The organism is Parashewanella sp. 2304DJ23-3 (assembly GCF_056591695.1).
Genome location: NZ_JBWQOH010000002.1, coordinates 185924 through 208585, shown reverse-complemented (window position 1 = coordinate 208585; position 22662 = coordinate 185924). Strand labels below are relative to the sequence as shown.

Genomic DNA, 22662 nt, shown 5'->3' with positions numbered 1-22662 from the left:
TTATTACCTCAAAGAGTTTACTTACCCGATAAAGTTAGTCGTCGGGTAAGCAAAATGACAATTAATTATTGTTTAAGGTCTGCGATTATTTAGATAATGAAAAGCGCTCAAATTTCATTGCGGATTTATCCTTCATTGAAAAATGCATGAGCATGGCTATGCCCGCTTGATTTTCATAGGAGAAATTTTTAATGCTCCATACGTTGTATGCATCATCGTTGGATGTAGCGCTACCTAGTGACGTAGGAGCAAATGCAAGGTTGCTTAAATCACCACTGGCCTGCCAAATTCCTTTATTTCCGTTGGTAAAGAGGAAGTAATTAATAGAATTAGGAATCGTCACCCCTAAGCTGAAATCCATATCTTTGTGTGGGGCAGACTGCCAAGATTTACCTGCATCTAAGGAGTACCATAACCATGAGTTATGATGACCATCATTGTATATTGCGAGTACATTATTTGTGTTAGTCGGGGAGAAACGAATAGAGAAAGTGGTATTCCCATGCAAACCATCATCTGATTTTGTTGTATCTAAATTTACTGAAGCCCACGATTTACCGCCATCAATTGATCGTTCGACTTTACCGCTAAAACTAGAAGCTAAAATTACGCTTCCATCTTTTGATGGAGAAAATACCCAGTCTTCTGAGCTGATGTTTGTTTGCTGACAAGTTTGGCCATTATCTGCAGAATAATAAATTCCAGTACCGCCCAAATTGCTTAATAGGAGTTGATTGTCGGAATTCGGAACATAGGTAAATACATCTTCAACTCCACCAGAATCTTTACTTATTGGACAGGTTGTGGATATTTCACTCCAGTGTGAGCCTGCGTCAGAAGTTTGATATAAATGAGGGGCATCTTTTTCTGAGCTGGATGCTGGGCCGAATTGCAAACCTAATGCTTGCGCTGAATTTTCAGGGGAGAATTTAATATTTGCCCACTGTTTTTTGGACGATGAAAGTAACGACCAAGTAATCCCTTTATCTACAGATTGCCAGAGTGACACATCTTCTTGATCATTGGCTTGGTAATTGAAAGCAAGCATTGTGTTGCCATTATTGTTCACGGCAAAATTCATTAGATGATCATCAAACTTAGAGCTGTTAAGAGGAGAGTGTGACAATGTTGGTGTTGCAGCAAAAGCAACGGTGCTTAACGAAGCGGTTAAAAGAAAACATCCTGTTGCTAATAATTTCCCTGAAAACCTAGAGTTATTCATGTTGTTCCCAAGAGAGCTAATAAAGATATGGAAAGTATCATTTTGTGGCTTGTTTCACACTTTTTATGTTATTAATGTTCAGTAAAACTTAAGCAATAGATTTGTAGATGTTCAAATTTTTATTGGAGCAGATTTTATTTATTAAGCTTATGAATTTATTGTTTATAAAGAAATCCGTACATCGAAAAATAAAGGATTATTGATGCCTGTCAAACTTAATATTTTGTTAATCACTTGCTTGTTAACATCGTTTTCTTCATTTGCGGCTCAAAAGTTTGCTATCGCTATTCACGGAGGTGCAGGAACCATTTCACCGAGCACTGTAACAGCTGATAAAATCAAACTTTACGAAGTAAAACTCAAACAAGCTACAGATGCTGGCTATGCCATCCTAGAGCGAGGCGGATCAAGTCTAGATGCTGTCAACACCGCAGTGAATATCCTTGAAAACTCAGAGTTGTTTAATGCAGGTAAAGGCGCTGTTTATACGTTTGATGGCACGCATGAATTGGATGCTTCTATTATGGATGGTCGTACTCGTCAAGCAGGTGCAGTTGCGAGTGTTAAACATATCAAAAATCCAATCAATCTAGCTCGTCTAGTGATGACCGACTCTGTTCATGTGATGTTGTCAGGGAGTGGAGCTGAAGAGTTTGCCCTACAAAAAGGCATGGAGCTGGTTCCTAATCGCTATTTTGACACCGTTTCACGCTATCAATCACTTCAAAAAGCAAAAGAAAAAATTAGAAAGTTAGAGAGTGTCTCGTCTACTGCGAGTGCTTTACGTGTGAATTATGTTGAACTCGACAATGAATATAAAATGGGTACTGTGGGCGCTGTTGCTTTAGACAAACAGGGTAATCTTGCGGCGGCAACCAGTACCGGTGGCATGACAGCAAAACGCTACGGTAGAATTGGTGATTCACCGGTTATCGGCGCTGGAACATGGGCTGACAATGAGTCTTGTGCCGTTTCAGCAACTGGGCACGGAGAGTTTTTTATTCGTTATAATGTTGCTGCTGATATTTGTGCAAAAGTAAAATACCAAAATAAAAGTATTGAAAAAGCCAGTAACGAAGTGATTTTTGGACCAATGCACAAAGCGGGTGGCACTGGTGGGGTTATCGTAATTGATAATAAAGGAAATGTTGCACTAACCTACAATACAGTTGGCATGTATAGAGCATCACGAAAGCAAGGTGAAGATGCTAAAGTTGCTATCTTTGCAGACTGAACCGTTTGCTTAACAATCTTCCAATGCATCTAAAGATTCAGGTAAGGTTTGTCCACCGTCTACAACAATAGATTGTCCTGTAATGTAGGCGGCTTCTTTAGATGCTAAAAACAGAGCCGTATTTCCGATATCCTCAACATCACCGAGCCTTTTTAAAGGAATTGCTGCTGTCATTGCGTCTAAATAGTTTTGGCCTAAATCTTTCAAACCTTCAGTGTAGATATTTCCAGGTAAAATCGCATTTACCGTAATCTTGTGTCGTGCCAGTTCGATCGCTGCTGTACGCATAAAACCCAGTTGCCCAGCTTTAGATGCTCCGTAATGAGAAAAGCCTGGAACTCCAGTTATTGCACCAGTTATTGACGACGTTAGAATCACTCGCCCGTGTCCCGATTGTGCTAAGTGAGGAATTGCCGCTTTCACGCACATGAAGCTGCTCTTTAAGTTGTTTTCGAGGATATCATCCCAATCGTCAGGAGACATTTTTTCAATGGATTGCATTGGATAAGAGCCAGCATTGGCACACATGGCATCTAACCGGCCAAACTTTTCAATGGTGTGATTCACCAAACTAGATACTGACTGCCAATCTGATACGTCACATTGATAAAACCCAACTTGACCAGAATATCGTTTAAGTTGATTAACGGTATCCTCAGCTGATTGAGTATCTCGCACCGCAATAATTACATTGGCTCCTTGTTTAGCAAATGCTGTGGCAATGCCCTTGCCAATACCTTTACTACCGCCTGTAACGATGACCGTGTAATTATTGATTAGTGTAAACATATCTAAACTCTATTTATTCCAATTGAGTAAATATAGATGATATTTGTTCTTTGGTAGGAGATTCAAAGTGTTTAAAAAAATCTCCCATACACGCCTTATCGTTTTTAATTGATGCAGCGGTATCAATTAGCCAACCAATCGTATAAGCCGCATATTTTGTACAATTGTTGTCCCTAAACCTGGATTGAATCCCAGTGTTGATACAACTACCTGGTGGGAGGTACTTTTCATAAAAAGGCTCTTTTGAATCTAAAATACAAAAGCCATCTTTACTCACGACTGCTACCACGGTATGTTTTCTTTCGGCGTTGAAAAGAGTTGGTCCATGAATACAGATAGGAATAATCGCGGGTTTGCTTTTAAAGTGTCTAATTCTCCATTTCTCTAATTCAATGAATTTTCCAAAATCTTTTTCTGCAATTTCACTTGGCATTTCGAGAGCAAAACCGCTGCTCATTATTGTGTCTTTTTTATCCTCAGAGTACTGTTCTATGAAAGTACTAAGTGCGCCAGATGACTCCTTTAGTTCACTTTTCATTAATGGATTAATGAAACGTCGATGGAGCACCCCTGCCATTTTATTCTGCAGAGCTTTAGCCGGCGATATGACGCATTTATCCTCTGTTTTCTTTTGTTCTTCGGGGGGATTTGGTAATGAAATTGAGGCAAACCCCAGTTCTTCAGACTCTGAAACTCCTTGAGGTAGTGGCTCCTCAGCAGTAGGTTTATTTGAAAAGAATCTGTCTGCGGAGGCATTTGGATTATAGTTTTCAGGTAATTGTATCCCTATTGTTTTTGCCTTTGCCATCATCTTAATATTCCAATCTCTAATAAGGCTGAAGTAGGCTTTTTCTCCTTGAAAATCAACTGGGCTAAAGAAGTTTGGTCTTAAAAAAACTACAGATTTTGAATGATCATCAGACTTTATTTGATGTCCTAAGAATCTGAATCCCCAGTGCTTAGGGTGATGGAGGCTTTTACATTCAATATAGAATTCATTTTTTTTGGTCTTTGAAGGTGCAATTTTTAGTGATGATTTACTATCGCCATAATTGCCAAATTTGTTTGTTTCTGTGTTCCAGTACATTAAGTTATTTGAACTTTTAGCTGGTTGTGATGCAGGATTTGAAGCCGCCATTATTAAAGTATCTATGAAAATGCCTAAAGGGCATATTAAGTTTAATCGGTGCGCATGGATGTTTTATGTTTTAGAGGTAGCTATTTTTATAAGCAGCGTAGATAAGACCAGATTTAATTAAAAGCTTCAAGCAGATAAATCAAATTTAATCTAGTGTTCATTTCCTTTTTGAATAATGTGGCGAAATACTCGATATAATTATTTGATTTTCTGAACAGTCTGAATGATGATAAATTTACTTTTTTACGTGGTAATAACAAGATAATTAATGATTGATTTAAGAAGTGATACGGTAACTCAGCCCACAGACGCGATGCGTAAAGCGATGGCAACTGCACCAGTTGGTGATGATGTTTTTGGCGATGATCCAACCGTCAACGAATTACAAGATTTTGCTGCCGATAAATTCGGTTTTGATTCTGCACTTTTTACCTCTTCAGGCACTCAAGCAAACTTATTAGCTTTAATGAGTCACTGTGAACGTGGTGATGAATACTTGTGTGGGCAACAGGCACATAATTATAAGTTTGAAGGTGGCGGCGCTGCGGTACTTGGAAGCATTCAACCACAGCCATTACAGAATTTGGCCGATGGCAGTATTGATTTATCAGAAGCAAAGGCAGCTATAAAACCTGATGATTTCCATTTTGCTCGCACAAAACTTTTGAGTTTAGAAAATACCATTGGAGGTAAAGTATTACCGCAACATTATTTGGCAGAAGCACAGGCTTTTGCTTTCAACCACAATCTTAAAATACACCTTGATGGCGCACGTGTAGCAAATGCAGCTGTTGCTCAGAATATTTCTATCTCTGAGATTACTGATCACTTTGATTCAGTTTCGATTTGTTTATCGAAAGGCCTTGCAGCTCCAGTTGGCTCATTGCTTTTAGGTAGTGATTTATTTATTAAAAAAGCCCGCCGTTGGAGAAAAATGCTCGGTGGCGGAATGAGGCAAGCTGGCATTTTAGCCGCTGCAGCAAAACTGGCATTAACCGAACAAGTTGAACGTTTAGCTGAAGATCATGATAATGCAAAATACCTAGGCAAACGATTGACAGAAATAGAAGAATTGCAGGTTAACTTAGCCGATATTCAAACAAATATGGCGTTTGCAGCACTCGATGATAAGTACGACGTTAAGCTTTTAACAAGAGAGTTGAAGGCACAAGGTATTCTAATTTATCCTACTCAAAATTTAAGGTTTGTGACACATAAGGATATTTCAAAAACTGATGTTGATACCTTTATCGATGTATTAAAAAGCACAGTAAGAGATCTTTAGAATGCACATACGCTCACTTCTGGAAGCGGATTTTGATGATGTCATCAAGCTCGGTAATGCTATTCATGGTAAAGGCTACTTAACTAAAAGCTCTTTACTTGAAATGTTCAAAAAGGGCATTAAAGATGGCATAAATGCTCACGCTATAGCAACAAAAGGTGAAAAAGTTATTGGTTTTAGATTAACTTATTCACCAGGGAATTGGGATTCAGATGACTGGTGCTCACCTAAGCATTGGAATGTTTCTGAGCAAGAAGTTTGCTATTTTAAGACCAATAACGTGTTACCTGAGTGGCGTGGAAATGGAGTCGGACATCTTTTACTTGAACACTCCGTCAATGCAGTAAAACAACAAGGTGCTAAGGCAGGGGTTGCCCACATTTGGAAAGAAAGTCCAAATAATTCGTCTATTCGTTACTTCTCTAAAGCAGGCGCAAGATTAATAAAGGAACATCCTAAACGTTGGAGCTGGGAAAACTACGACGATAGTTACGATTGTGCGCATTGTGGTGGTAATTGTCATTGTACAGCGTGCGAAATGTTGCTGGAATTTAAATAAACCGAACACTAAGCCGATAAAAGAACAATAATAAATCTATGTACGATCCTCTGATTAATACTTCACCTAAGAATCAGCCTTTAGCTAAAAGTTATTGGCTGGATAATATTTCTCTGAGCCATGATGCTCCCGCTCTCGTTAATACTCAATCGACAGATGTCGCAATTATTGGCGGTGGTTACACTGGTTTGCTGACTGCTTATTACTTGGCTACTGAATTTAATATTGACTGCCATGTACTTGAGGCAAACCAAATTGGTTTTGGTGCAAGTGCGCGAAATGCAGGCTTTGTTTTGAAAGGTTCTGGTCGCTTAAGCTATTCCCAAATGGCGAAAAGGTGGGATATTGATACCTCCAAAGAAATATTTAATGAGTTTACTCAAGCGGTTGCCAGAGTCGATGACTTAATCACTTCAAATGGAATTGATTGTGATAGGCAAGAAAAAGGGTATCTGAAAATTGCTCATAATCAGAAAGCGATGCAGCTTATGCAAAACGCCGCCGCTTTTATTGAGAGTAACTTTGGCGATTCGGCAGAATTCATCCCACCTGATGAGTTTAAGCAACGCTACATGAATCATCATCAAGCTTTTGGTGCTCTGAGGCTGAATGATGGCTTTGGTATTAACCCTGTAAAATTACTGCTGGGTTACAAACAACTCATTCAAAACGAAGGTGTGGCACTTTCAGAACACTCTTGCGTGCATGACTGGATTGAAGAGAACGGCACACATCGACTTATTACTGATAAAGGTGAACTGCGTGCAAAGCGAGTAATTTGTGCCGGTAATGGCTATACACCTAAACAGTTTAATCAAAGGGTAGATAACAAATATTTACCTATTCTTAGCAATGTGATTGTCACTGAGCCGATTTCAGTTGAATTGCTTCAACAAGCTGGCATTGTTACTCATCAAGTCGCCATGGATACTCGAATTCTTAAATATTATTATCGTTTGTTACCTGACAATCGGTTGTTATTTGGTGGGCGAGGAGCCGTGTGGGGCAAAGATGCTTCGGATCCTAAGTATGGTTACCGTTTGAAGCAAGCACTGAATAAGTGTTTTCCAGCTCTAGCGGCTTGTAAAGTTGATTTTAATTGGACTGGGTGGATAGCAGCCGCTTTTGATGATATGCCTCATGTTTTTGAACAGAACGGTGTTGGTTATAGTTTAGGTTATTGTGGCGCTGGAGTATCATTCAGTTCGCAGGCTGCGTATCGTTTAGCGCAATCGATTGCAGGAGAGAAAATACCAAATTTGCCTTTGTATCGCTCTCCATTACCCAAAATGCCGTTTGCACAACTCAGACGTTGGGGGCAGTGGGGGTATTACCATTACGGTTTTATAAAAGATAAATTTACTTTTTAGACTCGATATCTGGTGGGATAACATTGAGCACGCCGTAGATATTAAAGTTGTGCTCATCAACTCCCTTTTCATCTTTTCCTTTCATTTTTGGATAGATAGCGACTCTATCAATACCAAATATTTTTCCATGATTACTTTCAAAGTGGAAGGTTTGAGGTGATTTTCGCTTTTCTTGCAGGCTAGCTGGGTAAATCACTTTTACGCTATCAGGGGCGCTTTTCAAAAAAATACAGGTAAGATCTCGTTCGGGCTGTTGACCAATAACGGTCAATGAACATTTTAATGGCTGATTATCGAGCTTTATTCCCTGAAATGTAGTTGCTAGAGAAGTGTTTGTAAAAGCTAGAATAGTGACTATAAGTGCACCAATCCTTTTCATTGTCTACCTCAAGTTAACGCTATGCTTCGAGAAAAGAATTCTGAAGCATAACGGGTGTATGAGGGAAATTCGAATTAAATATTATTTATGCAATTTGCGCTTCAGGGTCTAATGGTTCTAGCTTAAATTTGAAGTAAGCGTAAGAGCCACTCACAAGTGGGCAAATTAAGTTAAAAAAGGCAAAAGGCAAATAAGCGAGAGTTGCAACGCCTAGTGTACTGGCCATAAAGGCACCACAAGTGTTCCATGGCACAAGTGGACTGGTGATGGTTGCTGAATCCTCAAGAGAACGACTTAAATTCACAGAAGCTAAGTTTTGTTTTGCATACTCAAGTTTTAGCATTCTTCCAGGAAGAAGAATCGCAATATATTGATCGCCACAAACGATATTGGCACCAATACCACAGCTCAAGGTGGCAATGATCAAGCTTGAACCACTTTTTACCATTTTTAGCACGCCTTCTAAAATCTTTGCGAGAAGTCCTGTCACTTCCATTACGCCGCCAAAAGCCATTGCGCAAAGGATTAACCAAACAGTGGTCACCATGCTGCTCATGCCACCACGACTGAGTAGGTTATCTAACACTGAATCGCCAGTATTTGCTGTGTAGCCATCAAACATCGCAATCCAAATGCCTTTAATAAGTGCGACAGCAGGATATAAGCTCTTATCATCTATCGATGCAATGATGGTTTCATATTGAAAAATAGCGGCCATAGCGGCGCCTGCTAATGTTCCTAGAATTACAGTAGGAAACGCAGGTGTTTTTTTGTAAGCCAGCCACAAAACAAACGCTAACGGGGCTAATAAAACTGGGTTAGGGTTAAACTCTTGCTCCAGTAACGCTAGGCTTGCCGTTAAATTGGTGTTTAGTCCAGTTGTATCTGTGCTTAGCCCTAAAAAGAAAAAGATGATTAAAGCCAGAATAATACTTGGAACAGTAGTCCAAGCCATATAACGAATGTGGCTAAAAATATCGGCACCGGCTACGGCTGGGGCGAGGTTGGTAGTGTCCGAAAGAGGAGACATTTTATCACCAAAATAAGCACCACTGATGATAGCGCCTGCGGTAATTTCAACGCTGAGTCCCATCGCTCCAGCAATACCGACTAAAGCAATGCCTAAGGTACCTGCAACAGTCCAAGAGCTACCAACACTTAAGGCAACTAACGCACATAAGACACAACATGCCGCATAAAAGTATTCAGGATTCAGCACCTGCATTCCGTAATAAATCATCGTCGGAACGGTACCGGCTAAAATCCAAGTTCCAATGAGTGACCCCACGGCGAAAAGGATTAGAAGTGCAGGAGTGGCGACACCGATGCCTTCGATAATGCCTTTTTCCATTTCTTTCCAGGTATATCCATTCTTTACGCCAATGACTAAAGCTACACAGGCTGCAAGAATTAATGCAATTTGGTTGGCGCCGGATGAACTGTCTGATGAAAATAGATAAACGGAAGTCATTAGCATGGTAATCAATGCTAAGACTGGCAGCAATGCATCAAGCAAGCTGGCAGGTTTATGTTGTGACATAATTTTACCCAAAAATTTATTGCTCAAATCTGTGGAATATTTTTGAGCTTATTATTATTTCCTGAGTGAATCGTGACATAGATCACGGTGGTTTGTCGAATTTAATGATTAAGGCTAATCAACGACTGTCGGACCTTGAGGAGGGCTTATGTTGATTAAAACTGTCTCACTGAGACCAAGCTGATCCCATAATTGAGGTCGACAAATGAACTCAGGTTGGGTGAAGTTAACGCCACGTTTGGTCGTTACGATTTTGTATTTATGGTAATTGGGGCGCTTTTTGCAATTGCTTGGTTTGAAAGTAAGCATATTGAAACGAAAAAATATGTCTTCAATTCATACACTGGTCTATTACCAACACAATGAATTGTATTTGATTATTAACGGTGATTGATAAAAAAGCCAGCTTGAAACGCTGGCTTAATGAATAATAATGATAGGACGTGTTGATCTTTAGACAGTAAAACTATTTTTCTTCAGGTACGTAACCTTCAACATGAACGTCTTTGCCTTCAAACAAAAACTCGATCATATTCTTCTCAATAAACTGGCGGTCTTCAGCATTCATCATGTTTAACTTGTTTTCATTAATTAGCATGGTTTGTTTCTTTTGCCAGAGACTCCAAGCTTCTTTACTAATAGTGTCAAAAATTCTTTTTCCAATTTCACCTGGATACAGTTGAAAGTCTAATCCGTCTGCTTCTTTATTTAGATATACGCAATTTACGGTACGTGCCATTTTCTCATCCTCGTGAAATTTTTACTTCTGCTAATACTTTTTCAGTTGCAGCGGCTAGCCCAACTTTTTCAGGATTATCCAAGCTATACCATAATCCAGAATACTCGCAATCAGGTTCGGTAAGTTGATTGGTTTTATTGCTCAAGTTTATCAGAGTTGCTGAAATATCTAAATGAAAGTGGCTGAAGGTATGCCGAAAACCTGAAAGTTCTGAAACTGTGTTTAAATCAATATCCATGCTCAATAGGTACTCATCAAGTTCAGCGCTCGTTGAAAATTCAGGAAAACACCATAAGCCTCCCCAGATCCCTTGTTGAGGTCGCTGTTTAAGCAGAACCTTTCCATTTGAGACAAGTACTGCGAAAAAAGCGTTACGAACAGGCTTTTCTACTTTTGGTTTCTTGCCTGGAAACTCAGTTTGTCTACCTTGAAGCTGTGCTTTGCAATCTTGGTTGACGGGGCAGTCTTCGCATCGTGGCTTCGAGCGAGTGCAAATTGTTGCACCGATATCCATCATTGCTTGATTGTATTTTTGGATATCATCTTGTGGTGATAAGGTTTCAGCCGTTACCCAAAGTTGATTCTCAACGTGTTTTTTCCCCGGCCAACCCTCGATAGCATCATGGCGTGCAAGAACACGTTTAACGTTGCCGTCTAAAATTGCAAATTGCTTTCCGAGAGACAAGGATAAAACGGCGCCTGCTGTTGAGCGACCAATACCAGGCAATTCAATCACATCATCAAATTGTGTAGGGAAACTACCTTGATGTTTGTCTCTGATGATTTGTGCGGCTTTGTGTAAATTCCTAGCTCGTGCGTAATAACCTAAGCCAGTCCAGTGATGCAGTACTTCATCTTGCTCAGCATTAGCAAGCGAAATGACATCAGGAAAACTCGACATAAATTTTTCAAAATAAGGAATAACTGTCGTCACTTGAGTCTGTTGCAGCATGATTTCAGAAATCCATACTTTATATGGGGATTTATGTTGTTGCCAAGGAAGCGTTTTACGTCCAAAAAGATCGTACCAATCGATGATACGCTGGGAAAATGTTTTAATTTTTTTCATGGTAAGAAGTGTAACGAGCCGCAATATTTAACACAAGGGAGACAGTAAAATTGCAACTTAGTTAGGTAAGGGTATAATGCTGCCCTTTTCTTTACTACAGCAATACTTGTCGGGGCAAACATGAGCGAAGTTACAACGGCTGAATTTAACGAAGAAGGCAAATACCTAAGAAAGGTACGAAGCTTTGTTTTACGTGAAGGTCGTTTGACCAAAGGTCAGGCTCAAGCGATTGAAAAAAACTGGGATAGCATGGGATTAGAGTATTCCCCTGAAGCTATCGATTTGTCACAAGTATTTGGTCGTGACGCTGACACCGTTCTGGAAATTGGTTTCGGTATGGGGGCTTCTCTTGTTGAGATGGCTACAGCGGCGGCAGAAAAAAACTACATCGGTATTGAAGTTCACAAGCCAGGTGTTGGTACTTGCTTAATGGCTGCAGAAGAAGCAAGTTTAACTAACTTACGTGTATATCATCATGATGCGGTTGAAGTGCTAGAAAACTCAATCGCTGATGGTTCTTTAGCGAGAGTTCAACTGTTCTTCCCTGATCCGTGGCATAAAAAGCGTCACCATAAGCGTCGTATCGTTCAACCTGAATTTGTGCAATTACTTCGTAAGAAGCTTAAAGTTGGTGGTGTTTTCCACATGGCGACTGACTGGGAAAATTACGCTGAGCATATGCTTGAAGTGATGGACGCATCTGAAGGTTACAAAAATCAGTCTAAAACAGCTAACTATGTTGAGCGCCCTGATCATCGACCTCTCACAAAGTTTGAAGCTCGTGGTCATCGTTTAGGTCATGGTGTTTGGGACCTTATGTTCGAAAAAACCGAATAAGCTTTCCCTTTTACTAAGAGTTGGTGAATATTACCAACTCTTAGCCATTCTAATTTTTACCTCATCTGACTCCTTTCATCTAAAACTAATTAAATCCAATTAATACAGCACCTTAACCTAATTGGCACAGTTTCTGTTATCCCTAGTGTAATCAAAATGGAACAAAAGGGACTGACTCATGAAATTGAATAAAGTAGCTACCGCAATATTAATAACGTCTTCATTAACTGCTGGTTCTGTAATGGCGCATGACAGTGACGGCTGTAACGTTTCTCTGAATTACGACTTAGCCATAAAACCCAATATGATGGTTGTAAGTGACAATGGTTCTGAAAAGTACCGCATAGAACAAAGTCAGCTTTTTGTTGATGGAAAGAAAATCAAGCTGGACAGTGGACAGGTGCAGTTACTGAATCAGTATTCTGATGAAATGTATGCTCAAGTCCCAGAAGTTATTGATTTAGTCAATGATGCAATGGAAATGGCCTCGGGTGCTGTTTCTATTACAATGAATTCGCTTCTTGGTGATGACGCTGCTGATAAAATTGATGAATTGATGGAAGGTCTTGAACAACGTATCGCAAAAGTAGCTTATCAAGATGGTAGTGAGTTTTACCTTGGGGCGACAGATTCAACACTCGATAATGCTTTTGATGAAGAGTTTGAAAAAGAAATCGAAGATGCAGTTAAGAATTCAATTGGTAGCATAATGATTTCACTGGGCAGTCAGTTGATATCCTCAGAAGGTGGCAGTTTTGACGAGAAGATTGCAAGCTTTGAGCAAAAGATGGAAAAGATGGGCAAAGATATCGAATCACAAGTAGAAGCAAAGGCACAAAAATTGGAATATAAAGCCGATGCAATGTGCGAAGACTTCAAAGAACTTGCTGTCTTAGAAGCGAAAGTTCGTGATGCGATTCCTGAAATATCCGATTTCCCAGTTGCTGTAACAACATCAAATGGTGGAAAGAATATCTCGTTTTAATTTCTTATGTTTTAGCTTTGCTTGATCCCAACTTCGGCGCTTTATGCGCCTTTTTTTGTGTTTTTTAAAAATCCGTCAGTCTGTTTTAAGTTTACGTAAGTGTTTTTGATTAAAAGCGTAGGCATAAAAGACGATGCTCAAATAAGGTAAAGCAGTGAACTGGAAGTTCGAATAATGATAAAGGGGAAATTGAATGCTGCGCTCGTCAACAATAAATAAAAAAAGCAATAATCATCAAAAAACTAATCCATCAATTAACTTGGTGACTAAAGCCATTTTAGCTTCGTTGTTTGTGTCACCATTTTCCTTTTCAGCGTTGGCTGAAAATAAAGATAGCGATATTGAAATCATTACGGTTACAGCTCAAAAACGTTCACAAAGTATTTTAGAAGTTCCTGTTACGGTCAGTGCGGTAAATAACGACCTAATAGAAGAAAGTAAATCCATTGGCTTAAGTGGTATCGATAAGTTTATTCCGGGCTTTAAGTTCAATGATAAGAATGCAACTCAACCCAGCGTAGCCATAAGAGGTGTATCCAGCCCGAACATCAGTGCAGGTGGTGATCCATCATCAGCGACTTTCTATGATGATGTTTATATGCCAAGAGCGGCGCAAAACGTCATATTCTCAGATCTCTCTCGTGTTGAAGTACTAAAAGGCCCTCAAGGGACGCTCTTTGGGCGTAATGCTGCAATGGGAGTCGTAAATATCGTCCCTAATTCGCCATCCGCTGAGTTTGAAAGCTTTCTTCAAGGCACATGGGGAACAGATAATTTACAGCGTTATGAAGGCATGGTGAACTTTCCAATCAACGATACGTTTTTTTTAAGAGCGAACTGGATCACCAATAAACAAGATGGTTTTATTGAAAATGTCGCAGATACTGTCTGGAATGGCGAATATAAAAAGTGGGATTTAGGTGCTAAAGATCATAATGCTGCCCGAGTTGCATTTTTATGGGATATATCAGAGCACACAAATCTACAATTTTCTTACGATTGGGACGATTTAGACCAAGCGCCTCCTATGGCGGTTGGCGTAAGCCCATTTGCCTATAACATGGGGAAGACACCATTTGCGTCTAAAGCTGAAAACGACGTATTTAAAGGCGGAGAATCTAGAGATATGTATGGTGTCAATGCAAAATTAAACCATGAGTTTAATGATGAGTGGTCACTAAAGTACATTGTGAGTTACCGAGACTGGGACACCAACAATCGTGAAGATGAAGACGGTACGGGAGATATCACACGTTATTTTGATACTAATAATCAAGAAGACTCAGATATTTTCTACACAGAACTTCAGGTAAATTATTCGACAGATAGAGTTAATCTAGTAACGGGTTTTTCATATTCAAAAGAGTCGGTGAACCAAACTACCGATCTTAATTTAACCGCTGATACAGCCGAAAGATTGACTACGGGTGCTTTAAATCAGCGTATCCAAGGGATCATGGCGCAACAACTTGCAGCTCAACTTGGTGGTAATTCTGATGCGCATGCTGCTGCGGCTTTTGGGGAGGGGGCAACGTTTGATGGCGTTGTTCAGCAGCTTTATAGCAGCAGTGGTTTCCCTCTGGATCATATCTGGAATCCACAAGAGTGGGCTGGAGCATTAACCGCACTCGGTTTTGCTGAAGATATTATGGCTGCAATTGGTATGCCTGGGCAGCCTTTAACGGCAGAAATTGTTCAGTTCTCAGGAGATATAACCTACGACGCCGTTGCTCAGGCATTAGGCATTGCTGAAGTTTTTGGGCCAAGTCATTCGGGTAAGTTTTGGACTGAAACCGTTAATAATAAAGGGAGCTTCACTAACTGGGGTGTGTTCGCCGATGTTGACTTTTCAATCACCGAAAACTGGAATGTCATTGCTGGCCTTAGATACTCACGTGATAAGAAAACATTCAGTTGGAATATCCCGGAAACGACTTTTACTTCTGTCCGACCAGGAGTCAATAACTTAATTTTCCAACAAGTTAATTTAAAGACGGAAGATGAATGGGATAAAGTGACAGGTCGTTTAGTGACCAGTTATGACTTCGCTGATAATCATATGATTTTTGCTTCATATTCTACAGGGTACAAGTCAGGCGGGTTCGACTCGTTAACACCAAGTTTAACTTCATTTAAACCTGAAGATACAACGAACTATGAAGTTGGCTACAAGGGATTAATCAATGATGTATTTGTTGCCAATGTCAGTGCTTATTATTTAGAACTTGATAACTTCCAAAGAACCGTTGACTCGAAAGCTCCAGGATTTACTCAAGCGATTCCGACCATCATTAATGACGACCGAGAGATCAAAGGTCTTGAGTTTGAATTTAAGTGGATGGCTTCAGAAGACTTAAGCTTTGGTTTGGTATCTGAATATCGAGAAACTCAAATCTCGTCGCCTGAGTTTTATAATGGTGAAGGGACATTAGTTGTAGCCAGTACTCGAGATGTTGACCCTGCGACCAACTATACCGTGTCGATGGACTGGATGCCTGATTTTGGTGCAGGCCATAGTCGTTTACATTTAGATTATGTATTTGTTGAAAATACCAATGCTGATGAACCAGGACTCGAAGATTACAAGAAAGCTATTCCGTCTTTCTTTGAAGACACAAAAGATTTAAACGCTCGATTGAGTTGGGCGATTGAAGATGAGAGCTTAGAAGTGGGCATTTGGGGTAAAAATTTACTCGATAATCGCCAAATGCTCGCTGTTGGTGGGTTGACTGCGGATGTATTGGGTACGCCATATGGTCGGATAAATCGTGGCGTCGAATTCGGCTTTGATGTGAAATTTGCCTTTTAACAGGTAAGAATATAAAGCCCTCTTTCTAAAGGCGTATTAGAGGGCTTTAACAAAATTGTAAAATCCTGCTTTATATCTGTATAGTAAATTTAGGAATGGAATTACTATAAAGATAAAGCAAGAATGCTGTCGACTTTTCTCTATCACTTCGCTTTCGCACAAATGTTTTTTTGCGTTTTAATTTTATTAAAACGATTCCCTCGTAGTCAGCCGGTTTGGTGTTTTATTTTACTGATGCTTTGTGGCTGCGGTTATGTGATCGGACGTTTGTATTCCGTACCTGGTGTTAAGGATATTTATCTTGTTATTGATTTTATAACGGGAAATGCACTCATAGGGGCATTTTGGTTAGTCAGTAATAGCGTGTTTGGCGAGAGTAAAAGAATTAAGCTCAGCCAATATATGATTGCATCCAGTACGCTGTTATTTCCTGTGATTGTAAATGGTACTTCAGCAGCCTTAAACCTTGAGATGGGCAAAGGCGTGTCTTTAGCTTCACCCTTCAATTACATCCAAATCTTTGTAGAGCTCAGTTTACTTTTACACGCACTGACCATGGCGCTAGCGAATTGGAGAGACGACTTAGTACAAGAGCGGAGATACATTCGAGGCGCAGTACTGAGCTTAGCGGCAATCTATATTGGTTTTATTATTATCTTTGAACAAGTATTACAACTGAATTGGCCTGTTTTTGAGCCTATAAAAGCATCATTGTTAGTATGCTTAGTCACAATGATTAATTTCTTTTTGGTTGATGTTAAGTATGAAGTCTTTTTTGCTTCAAAAGAGCCTAACGTTCCTGAATCAAATCAGTTAAAAGAGAAACCAAGAGCTGAGTTGCTGCGGATTTTGACCGCCATGGAAACCGATAAGTTTTATCAGCAAGAAGGGCTGACAATCGCAAAGCTGGCTAAGCATGTGTCCATTCATGAATATAAGCTGAGAAACATCATCAATGGTGAATTGAACTATCGTAACTTTAATGACTTCTTAAATTACTATCGAATTAAAGAAGTGACCGAACAATTAGAGCAAGTCGAAAATAATCAAATCCCAGTATTAACCATGGCACTGGAAAGTGGGTTTCGCTCTCTGAGTTCATTCAATAAAGCCTTTAAAGAAACGCACGGGAAAACACCGACAGAGTATCGAAAACACGCAATTGGCTAGTCGAATTTAACACCATGTAGTTTCATAAAAGCTGACGATTTATAGAATTCGTCAGCTTTTTTTATTTATCCGTCGGAATTAATTATTTGCAGTACATATAGTAACCAAAGTGACGTGTTGCTTAATGGACTGCTACATGAAAAATAATAAAAAAATAATACTGTTATTTAGTTTTTGCTTGTTTGAAACTGTAGGCATTTGCTCCGCAAATGAAGGGCAGAATACCTATAAAAAGTGTGTGGCTTGCCATGGCGTGAATGGCGAGGGGAATATTGTACTCAATACCCCCCAAATAGCGGGACAGCAATCTTGGTATCTAGAGAAACAGCTCAATGCATTCAAAGCTGGATTCCGAGGAAGTAATCGCCAAGACACATTGGGACAACAAATGAAGCCCGTTGCCCAGTCACTTTCAAGTGATGAAATGGTTTCTGTCTCAAAATACATATCAGAAATGCCTATATCCACTCATACCGTCGACACCAGCTCTGAGCACATGAATGGCTATCGTTATTATCAAGCAAAATGTGGCGCATGCCACGGTGGTGTTGCTGAGGGAAACCAAGTGTTTTCAGCACCTAGATTGGCTGGGCTAGATATTGAATATTTACAACGCCAAATGAATCACTTCAAGACGGGCATTCGAGGTTACGCTCAAGAAGATAAAGCGGGTCGTCAAATGGCGATGATGTCAAAAATCGTCAACGACAAAGAGCTTGGGGATATATTACATTATGTTTCGAAGCTTTAAGTATTTCACACTTACCTTGTTGTTTATGAATATAGCGTCAGCTCACGCCATGACGTTATCGTCCAACTGCCCACCCAGTTTTGAAAACGTTAATGGTGTGTGCAAGCTGGTTACTCGTTATCAATTCTATGATTCGGTTCAAGATCGCGGTGTCGGTGGAACGCAGACCGGATTACCTAAATACCGTGATGGTTTTACGCCTCAACAAATAGACCTAGGACGATACTTATTTTTTGATCCAATTCTATCTAAGAATAACTCGCTGTCTTGTGCAAGCTGTCATCGTCCTGACAAAGGGCTTGCTGATGGACTGGATAGAAGTGTAGGTGTGACAAGAAAAAAAGTTGGCCGCTCTGCTCCAACATTATGGAACATGGCCTTTCTGGATAAATTCTTCTGGGACGCAAGGGCGACCACGCTAGAAGAACAAGCTGAAGGCCCCTTGTTCGACCCGAAAGAAATGGGAAACACGCCAGAAAAACTTTTGATGAAACTCAACGGAAATAAAAATTATCAGTTGTTATTTCAGCAAGCGTTTCCACAATCAAGCGCAATTTCACTCAATAATATCTACACCGCACTGTCAGCCTTTCAAGCGTCGCTCATTTCTTTAAACAGTCGCTATGACCAATATGCACATGGCTATCATCAAGCTTTAACGGAAGATGAAATTAAAGGGCATAACATCTTTCGTTCATTCGTCGCCCGCTGTTCTGAATGCCATCAGCCACCGTTATTCACTAACAATCAGATAGCGGTTATTGGTGTGGCTGAACCAGAAGGTACGCCAAGAGATATTGGCGCACAAAAAACATTTGGTTCTGAAAAGTTACGGGGAGGCTTCAAAGTTCCCACGCTGCGGAATATTACAAAAACGGCGCCTTACATGCACGCAGGCCACTTTGAGAAGCTACGAGACTCCGTTGAGTTTTATAACAAAGGGCGAGGGCATGCAGTACCAGAGGGAGAAAAGCTTCAACTGCACTGGCACATTTGGGAGCCCAACCTGACGGATGAAGAAATCGATCTTATCGTCACTTTTCTTGGTGCATTAGAAGATGAAAGCTTAACCCCACAAACACCAACGAGTGTGCCTTCTGGTTTACCTGTTATTGACTCGGATTTTCAACAACAACGAAACGGATTTAAAATTACAAAGAATGGAGAAGAATAATTATGGATACCAAAAAAGTCTTGGTTCCACTGCTTATCGTTGGTGCATTTGCTGGTGGAATGTATCTAGAGAAATCTAAAGTCCAACCTGTACTGACTTCGAGCCATCAGGATGCGAGTTATTCTGGCGGTTACGATGAGTCGGCAGATAAAGATATTGGCAAGGGCAAAAGTGTCGTTAAAAATACGGTTGAGGGCAAAACACACGTTGTGAAGGATGGTGACTTCATAATGAATGCAGTCAAAGCTGCTAACCCTGGTGACACCATACAAATCATGCCTGGTTTGTACCATGAAACTGTTTATGTAGACAAAAACGACATCCGAATTATTGGTGTAATTCAAGAAGGTAAGCGCGCAGTATTGGATGGTAAGGGAAAGCTCAATGATGCGATCCTTTATTCGGGTAATAATATCGTTGTTGAGAACCTGTACATCACTAAATATAAAGGTAATGGTGTGATGGGGCAGGCGGGTAACAACTTTGAAATCCGTAATAACATCATTGTCGATACTGGCGTTTATGGCATTTTTCCGCAGTTAGGGAAAAACGGTGTTGTTGAGCATAACGTTGTGTCAGGCATTGAAGATGCTGCTATTTATGTTGGAATGAGCGATAACATTCATGTGGCACATAACGAAGTTTTTGATAGTGTTGCAGGTATCGAGATAGAAAACTCAAGACACGCTTTAGTTGAAAACAATTACGTTCATGACAACACGGGTGGCTTACTGGCTTTTATTACCCCCGGCTTACCGATAAAGACAACCAGAGACGTTATTTTCAGAAATAACTTTATCGTAAACAATAATACTGCAAACTTTGGTGCTCCGGGCTCGACGGTTTCAGGTATTCCAGCGGGAACAGGAATATTAATCATGGCAGCTGACGAAGTTATTGTTGAAGGTAACATCATTACTGGCAATAAAACCGCTGGCATTATTATTACTGATCATGAAAACGCCCCCAATACAACCATTGATCCTGAGTCAGACCCTACACCAGACAAAGTTATGATTTTAGATAACCTAATGGCGAATAACGGTTATGACACCATTGATGAAGCGAAAGCTCTGCTATTAACCGAGTTTAAGGGCGGAAACCCAGATATCATTCGTGTAGGCAAACATCGAGACTCATGCATTATTAACCGTCATCGCTATGTTACTGTTGGCGTAAATGATTGGGCTGAGTGCAACTTCAATAACACGGATTCAGTAGACACTTATTTATTGGATGAGCCCGTCCCTGCGAGAGAAATTGCACTCGAAGACAAAGGGAAAGTGGCATATTTAGGTATTTGCACAGGTTGTCATACTTACAATGGCCGCATGATTGGTCCACCGGTTCAAATTATACAAGCGCTTTATATGGATGATCCTAAAGGATTAGCTGAGTATATTGCTAACCCAATTAAGAAGCGTGAAGATTACCCTGAAATGCCGCCACAAAACTATTTAGATGAAGCGACTCGACTCGCGGTAGCTGAATATATGTTGAAAGTCAGGAACTAAAATCTTTTGTTGATGAGTGTTACCGCTAATAATGAGGTAACGCTCAATTTACAGAACACCATATGAATTATCTTACTGTGTTTTTCCTTTTGAGTTTCTGTACGTTTCCAGTTTTTGCTCAAACGGTTTACGTTCAAGCATCAAAAGGCAGCTTTAATGATCTTGCGTTTCAAAAGTTCACCAAGCGCCATCCTAAATCACTACTTACTGCAACCTTCACGGGCACACTGAACAATACTGTTAAGTTAGGTGCAGAGCACTCGAAACTTGTGTTTACAGCGGTATCTAATTCATCCATCAAAGGGCGGCTAGTTCCGCAGGCAGTTCAAACACTGCAAAAGTACGAAATTGATCGTGTATTAGGGCATGTTGAGTTACCCATTAAATTTTGCGCTTTTACTCTCAAGGATGAATCGAAAACACCAAAGACGGTAATCTCGCATCCAGCAGCACTACTTCAGATATCTCATTGGGTGAGTCAGCACAATTTACAAGCCCAAGATGAGTTGGCCGGAACAGCCATGGCTGTTAAAAAGTTATCTTTAAATGAATACCACTCAGGCACATTAGCCGTTGGCTCATGTCATTTAAAACAGACATATAAAAACCTGAAATTGTTTGCAGAAAACATCGGGAATCATAAAAAATCGTATACTCAGTTTTTATTGATGAGCGTTCACAAAAGAGCGCACTTGATAAGTTTGAAATCAGCATCAACTGAACTTCTTACGAAATTGGCGAATTTAACGTTGAAAGTAGAGTAATTACTGCATGTTTGTCTTGTATTCGTGTCAATTGAAAGTATAAAAGTCGGAAACTAACAATATAATAACAACTTAATGGTAAACACTGTGTTTCTAATACTAGAATAATGTAACCTCATTTTGATATACTTCTAACGAAATAATCATAATTCCTGACATAACTAGTCAAGAATTATCAATAAAAATATAAGCAATGTTGTCTGAAAGTTGAAGAATGTCTGATTTTTATCATGATTATTCTGATATTTAGGTAACAGAATACTTAACTAATCTTGCGTTACTTGAGGCGGCTTTAATGTTAGAACTATTAGAACCAATCGCCATTTTTACCCATGTTGCCCGTGCGGGCAGCTTTAGTGCAGCAGCCCGTAAATTGGGCATTTCCAAATCAAAAGTAAGCACTCAGGTCGCAGATCTTGAGCACAAACTTGGCATTCAATTAATCCAAAGAACGACACGCAGTTTGAGCTTAACTGAAGCGGGTACTCTTCTTTATGAACAAGGTGAAGAGCTGCTGCGTGATGTTGAACAATCAGTTGCCAGTGTTCATAACTTAAACGAGTCAACTCGTGGTGTTTTAAAAGTCGGTATCTCTCAATCATTCGGTACGATGCACTTAATTCCTGCACTGCCTGATTTTATGGTGCGACACCCTGAACTTGAGCTTCAGGTGAGCTTACTTGACCATAAAGTCGATGTTGTTAATGAAGGGTTAGATCTTTTACTGACTATGTCTGAGCAACTGCCTCTTGGTATGGTGGCGCGTCCGCTAATGAAAAGTCAGTTTGTTTTAGTGGCGTCGCCAGAATACATTGCCAACAACGGTGAGCCAACTCGACCTGAAGAATTGGTGGATCATAATTGTTTGGTGTATCAAGGTGAGTGGCATGAGCATAGCGTCTGGCAGTTCAAACGTGGTGAAGATTACTGTGAGATCAGTGTTTCTGGTAACTTCCGTGTTGATAATGCACCAGCACTTAAATCAGCTGCGATTAGTGGGTTAGGTGTCGTTTACCTCGCATCTTACTTACTTGAAGATGAAATTGAAAAAGGTACGTTAGTCCCAATTTTAAGAGATTGGCAAATGACGCATCACCTACCATTGCAAGCGGTTTATCCTCGTCGTAAGCATTTGGCTCCAAAAGTCAGCGCCTTTATTGAGTTCATAAAAGAGCATATTGGCGAAGTACCTTATTGGGATCGTAAGCTTCAAGACCTATATTCTGAGCGAAAGTAATTGTTTTATAGTAGTTTTTAGCTTTATTTAGATTAAAAACTCGGAAACATTGTTCTGTAAGCAAGATACTGATTAGCAAAATCTAATATTCGAAAGT

General features: G+C 40.0%; 20 protein-coding genes. 13 read left to right on the top strand and 7 right to left on the bottom strand.

Going from position 1 to position 22662, the window contains the following annotated elements:
• Window positions 1-85: 85 nt before the first annotated feature.
• Window positions 86-1222, bottom strand: coding sequence for a WD40/YVTN/BNR-like repeat-containing protein (locus AC1EU2_RS06825; protein ID WP_480297326.1), 1137 nt, complete (start codon window positions 1220-1222; stop codon window positions 86-88).
• A 202-nt stretch (window positions 1223-1424) separates the two neighbouring features.
• On the opposite strand from AC1EU2_RS06825, the gene AC1EU2_RS06820 reads away from it, so the two are divergent.
• The gene (locus AC1EU2_RS06820; protein ID WP_480297325.1) at window positions 1425-2456 is read left to right on the top strand and encodes an isoaspartyl peptidase/L-asparaginase family protein; all 1032 of its coding nucleotides are present in this window, start codon (window positions 1425-1427) and stop codon (window positions 2454-2456) included.
• 9 nt (window positions 2457-2465) lie between these two features.
• Here AC1EU2_RS06820 and fabG read toward each other — a convergent pair whose 3' ends face one another.
• Window positions 2466-3245 (bottom strand): 3-oxoacyl-ACP reductase FabG, encoded by a 780-nt coding sequence (gene fabG, locus AC1EU2_RS06815; protein WP_480297324.1) that lies wholly within the window; start codon window positions 3243-3245, stop codon window positions 2466-2468.
• A 13-nt stretch (window positions 3246-3258) separates the two neighbouring features.
• Window positions 3259-4383: a hypothetical protein gene (locus tag AC1EU2_RS06810; protein ID WP_480297323.1), complete on the bottom strand. Its 1125-nt coding sequence runs from the start codon at window positions 4381-4383 to the stop codon at window positions 3259-3261.
• A gap of 268 nt (window positions 4384-4651) precedes the next feature.
• Here AC1EU2_RS06810 and ltaE point away from each other — a divergent pair, with 268 nt between their 5' ends.
• The 3 genes from ltaE to AC1EU2_RS06795 are packed head-to-tail and all read left to right on the top strand — an operon-like array spanning window position 4652 to window position 7597.
• Complete coding sequence (ltaE, locus tag AC1EU2_RS06805) at window positions 4652-5668, top strand: low-specificity L-threonine aldolase (RefSeq protein ID WP_480297322.1); 1017 nt, start codon at window positions 4652-4654, stop codon at window positions 5666-5668.
• A gap of 1 nt (window position 5669) precedes the next feature.
• Window positions 5670-6227, top strand: coding sequence for an N-acetyltransferase family protein (locus AC1EU2_RS06800; protein ID WP_480297320.1), 558 nt, complete (start codon window positions 5670-5672; stop codon window positions 6225-6227).
• A 38-nt stretch (window positions 6228-6265) separates the two neighbouring features.
• Window positions 6266-7597, top strand: a complete 1332-nt coding sequence (locus tag AC1EU2_RS06795) for an NAD(P)/FAD-dependent oxidoreductase (protein ID WP_480297319.1) — start codon at window positions 6266-6268, stop codon at window positions 7595-7597.
• Here AC1EU2_RS06795 and AC1EU2_RS06790 read toward each other — a convergent pair.
• From AC1EU2_RS06790 to mutY, 4 genes are all read right to left on the bottom strand, one after another.
• Window positions 7587-7976 (bottom strand): hypothetical protein, encoded by a 390-nt coding sequence (locus AC1EU2_RS06790; protein WP_480297318.1) that lies wholly within the window; start codon window positions 7974-7976, stop codon window positions 7587-7589. The genes AC1EU2_RS06795 and AC1EU2_RS06790 overlap by 11 nt on opposite strands.
• 85 nt (window positions 7977-8061) lie before the next feature.
• The gene (gene nhaC / locus AC1EU2_RS06785) at window positions 8062-9516 is read right to left on the bottom strand and encodes a Na+/H+ antiporter NhaC (RefSeq protein WP_480297316.1); all 1455 of its coding nucleotides are present in this window, start codon (window positions 9514-9516) and stop codon (window positions 8062-8064) included.
• A gap of 466 nt (window positions 9517-9982) precedes the next feature.
• Complete coding sequence (locus AC1EU2_RS06780; RefSeq protein WP_480297315.1) at window positions 9983-10255, bottom strand: oxidative damage protection protein; 273 nt, start codon at window positions 10253-10255, stop codon at window positions 9983-9985.
• A 4-nt stretch (window positions 10256-10259) separates the two neighbouring features.
• On the bottom strand, window positions 10260-11324 hold the full coding sequence (mutY, locus tag AC1EU2_RS06775; protein WP_480297314.1) for an A/G-specific adenine glycosylase: 1065 nt from the start codon (window positions 11322-11324) through the stop codon (window positions 10260-10262).
• Between the two features lie 120 nt (window positions 11325-11444).
• Between mutY and trmB the strand changes: the two genes are divergently transcribed.
• From trmB to AC1EU2_RS06730, 9 genes are all read left to right on the top strand, one after another.
• Complete coding sequence (gene trmB, locus AC1EU2_RS06770) at window positions 11445-12161, top strand: tRNA (guanosine(46)-N7)-methyltransferase TrmB (RefSeq protein ID WP_480297312.1); 717 nt, start codon at window positions 11445-11447, stop codon at window positions 12159-12161.
• Between the two features lie 178 nt (window positions 12162-12339).
• Window positions 12340-13146, top strand: a complete 807-nt coding sequence (locus tag AC1EU2_RS06765) for a YggN family protein (protein WP_480297311.1) — start codon at window positions 12340-12342, stop codon at window positions 13144-13146.
• Window positions 13147-13339: 193 nt separating this feature from the next.
• Window positions 13340-15955 (top strand): TonB-dependent receptor, encoded by a 2616-nt coding sequence (locus AC1EU2_RS06760; protein ID WP_480297310.1) that lies wholly within the window; start codon window positions 13340-13342, stop codon window positions 15953-15955.
• Between the two features lie 123 nt (window positions 15956-16078).
• Window positions 16079-17125: a helix-turn-helix domain-containing protein gene (locus tag AC1EU2_RS06755; protein WP_480297309.1), complete on the top strand. Its 1047-nt coding sequence runs from the start codon at window positions 16079-16081 to the stop codon at window positions 17123-17125.
• A gap of 136 nt (window positions 17126-17261) precedes the next feature.
• Entirely contained in the window at window positions 17262-17876 is a 615-nt protein-coding gene (locus AC1EU2_RS06750) for a c-type cytochrome (RefSeq protein ID WP_480297307.1), read from the top strand.
• The gene (locus AC1EU2_RS06745; RefSeq protein WP_480297305.1) at window positions 17860-19050 is read left to right on the top strand and encodes a cytochrome-c peroxidase; all 1191 of its coding nucleotides are present in this window, start codon (window positions 17860-17862) and stop codon (window positions 19048-19050) included. The genes AC1EU2_RS06750 and AC1EU2_RS06745 overlap by 17 nt, the downstream gene beginning before the upstream one ends.
• 2 nt (window positions 19051-19052) lie before the next feature.
• Window positions 19053-20564: a parallel beta-helix domain-containing protein gene (locus AC1EU2_RS06740; RefSeq protein ID WP_480297304.1), complete on the top strand. Its 1512-nt coding sequence runs from the start codon at window positions 19053-19055 to the stop codon at window positions 20562-20564.
• Window positions 20565-20626: 62 nt separating this feature from the next.
• The gene (locus AC1EU2_RS06735; RefSeq protein WP_480297302.1) at window positions 20627-21328 is read left to right on the top strand and encodes a prephenate dehydratase domain-containing protein; all 702 of its coding nucleotides are present in this window, start codon (window positions 20627-20629) and stop codon (window positions 21326-21328) included.
• A gap of 295 nt (window positions 21329-21623) precedes the next feature.
• Window positions 21624-22565 carry a LysR family transcriptional regulator gene (locus tag AC1EU2_RS06730; RefSeq protein ID WP_480297300.1) on the top strand — a complete coding sequence of 314 codons (942 nt, stop codon included), beginning with the start codon at window positions 21624-21626 and terminating at the stop codon, window positions 22563-22565.
• Window positions 22566-22662 lie beyond the last annotated feature (97 nt).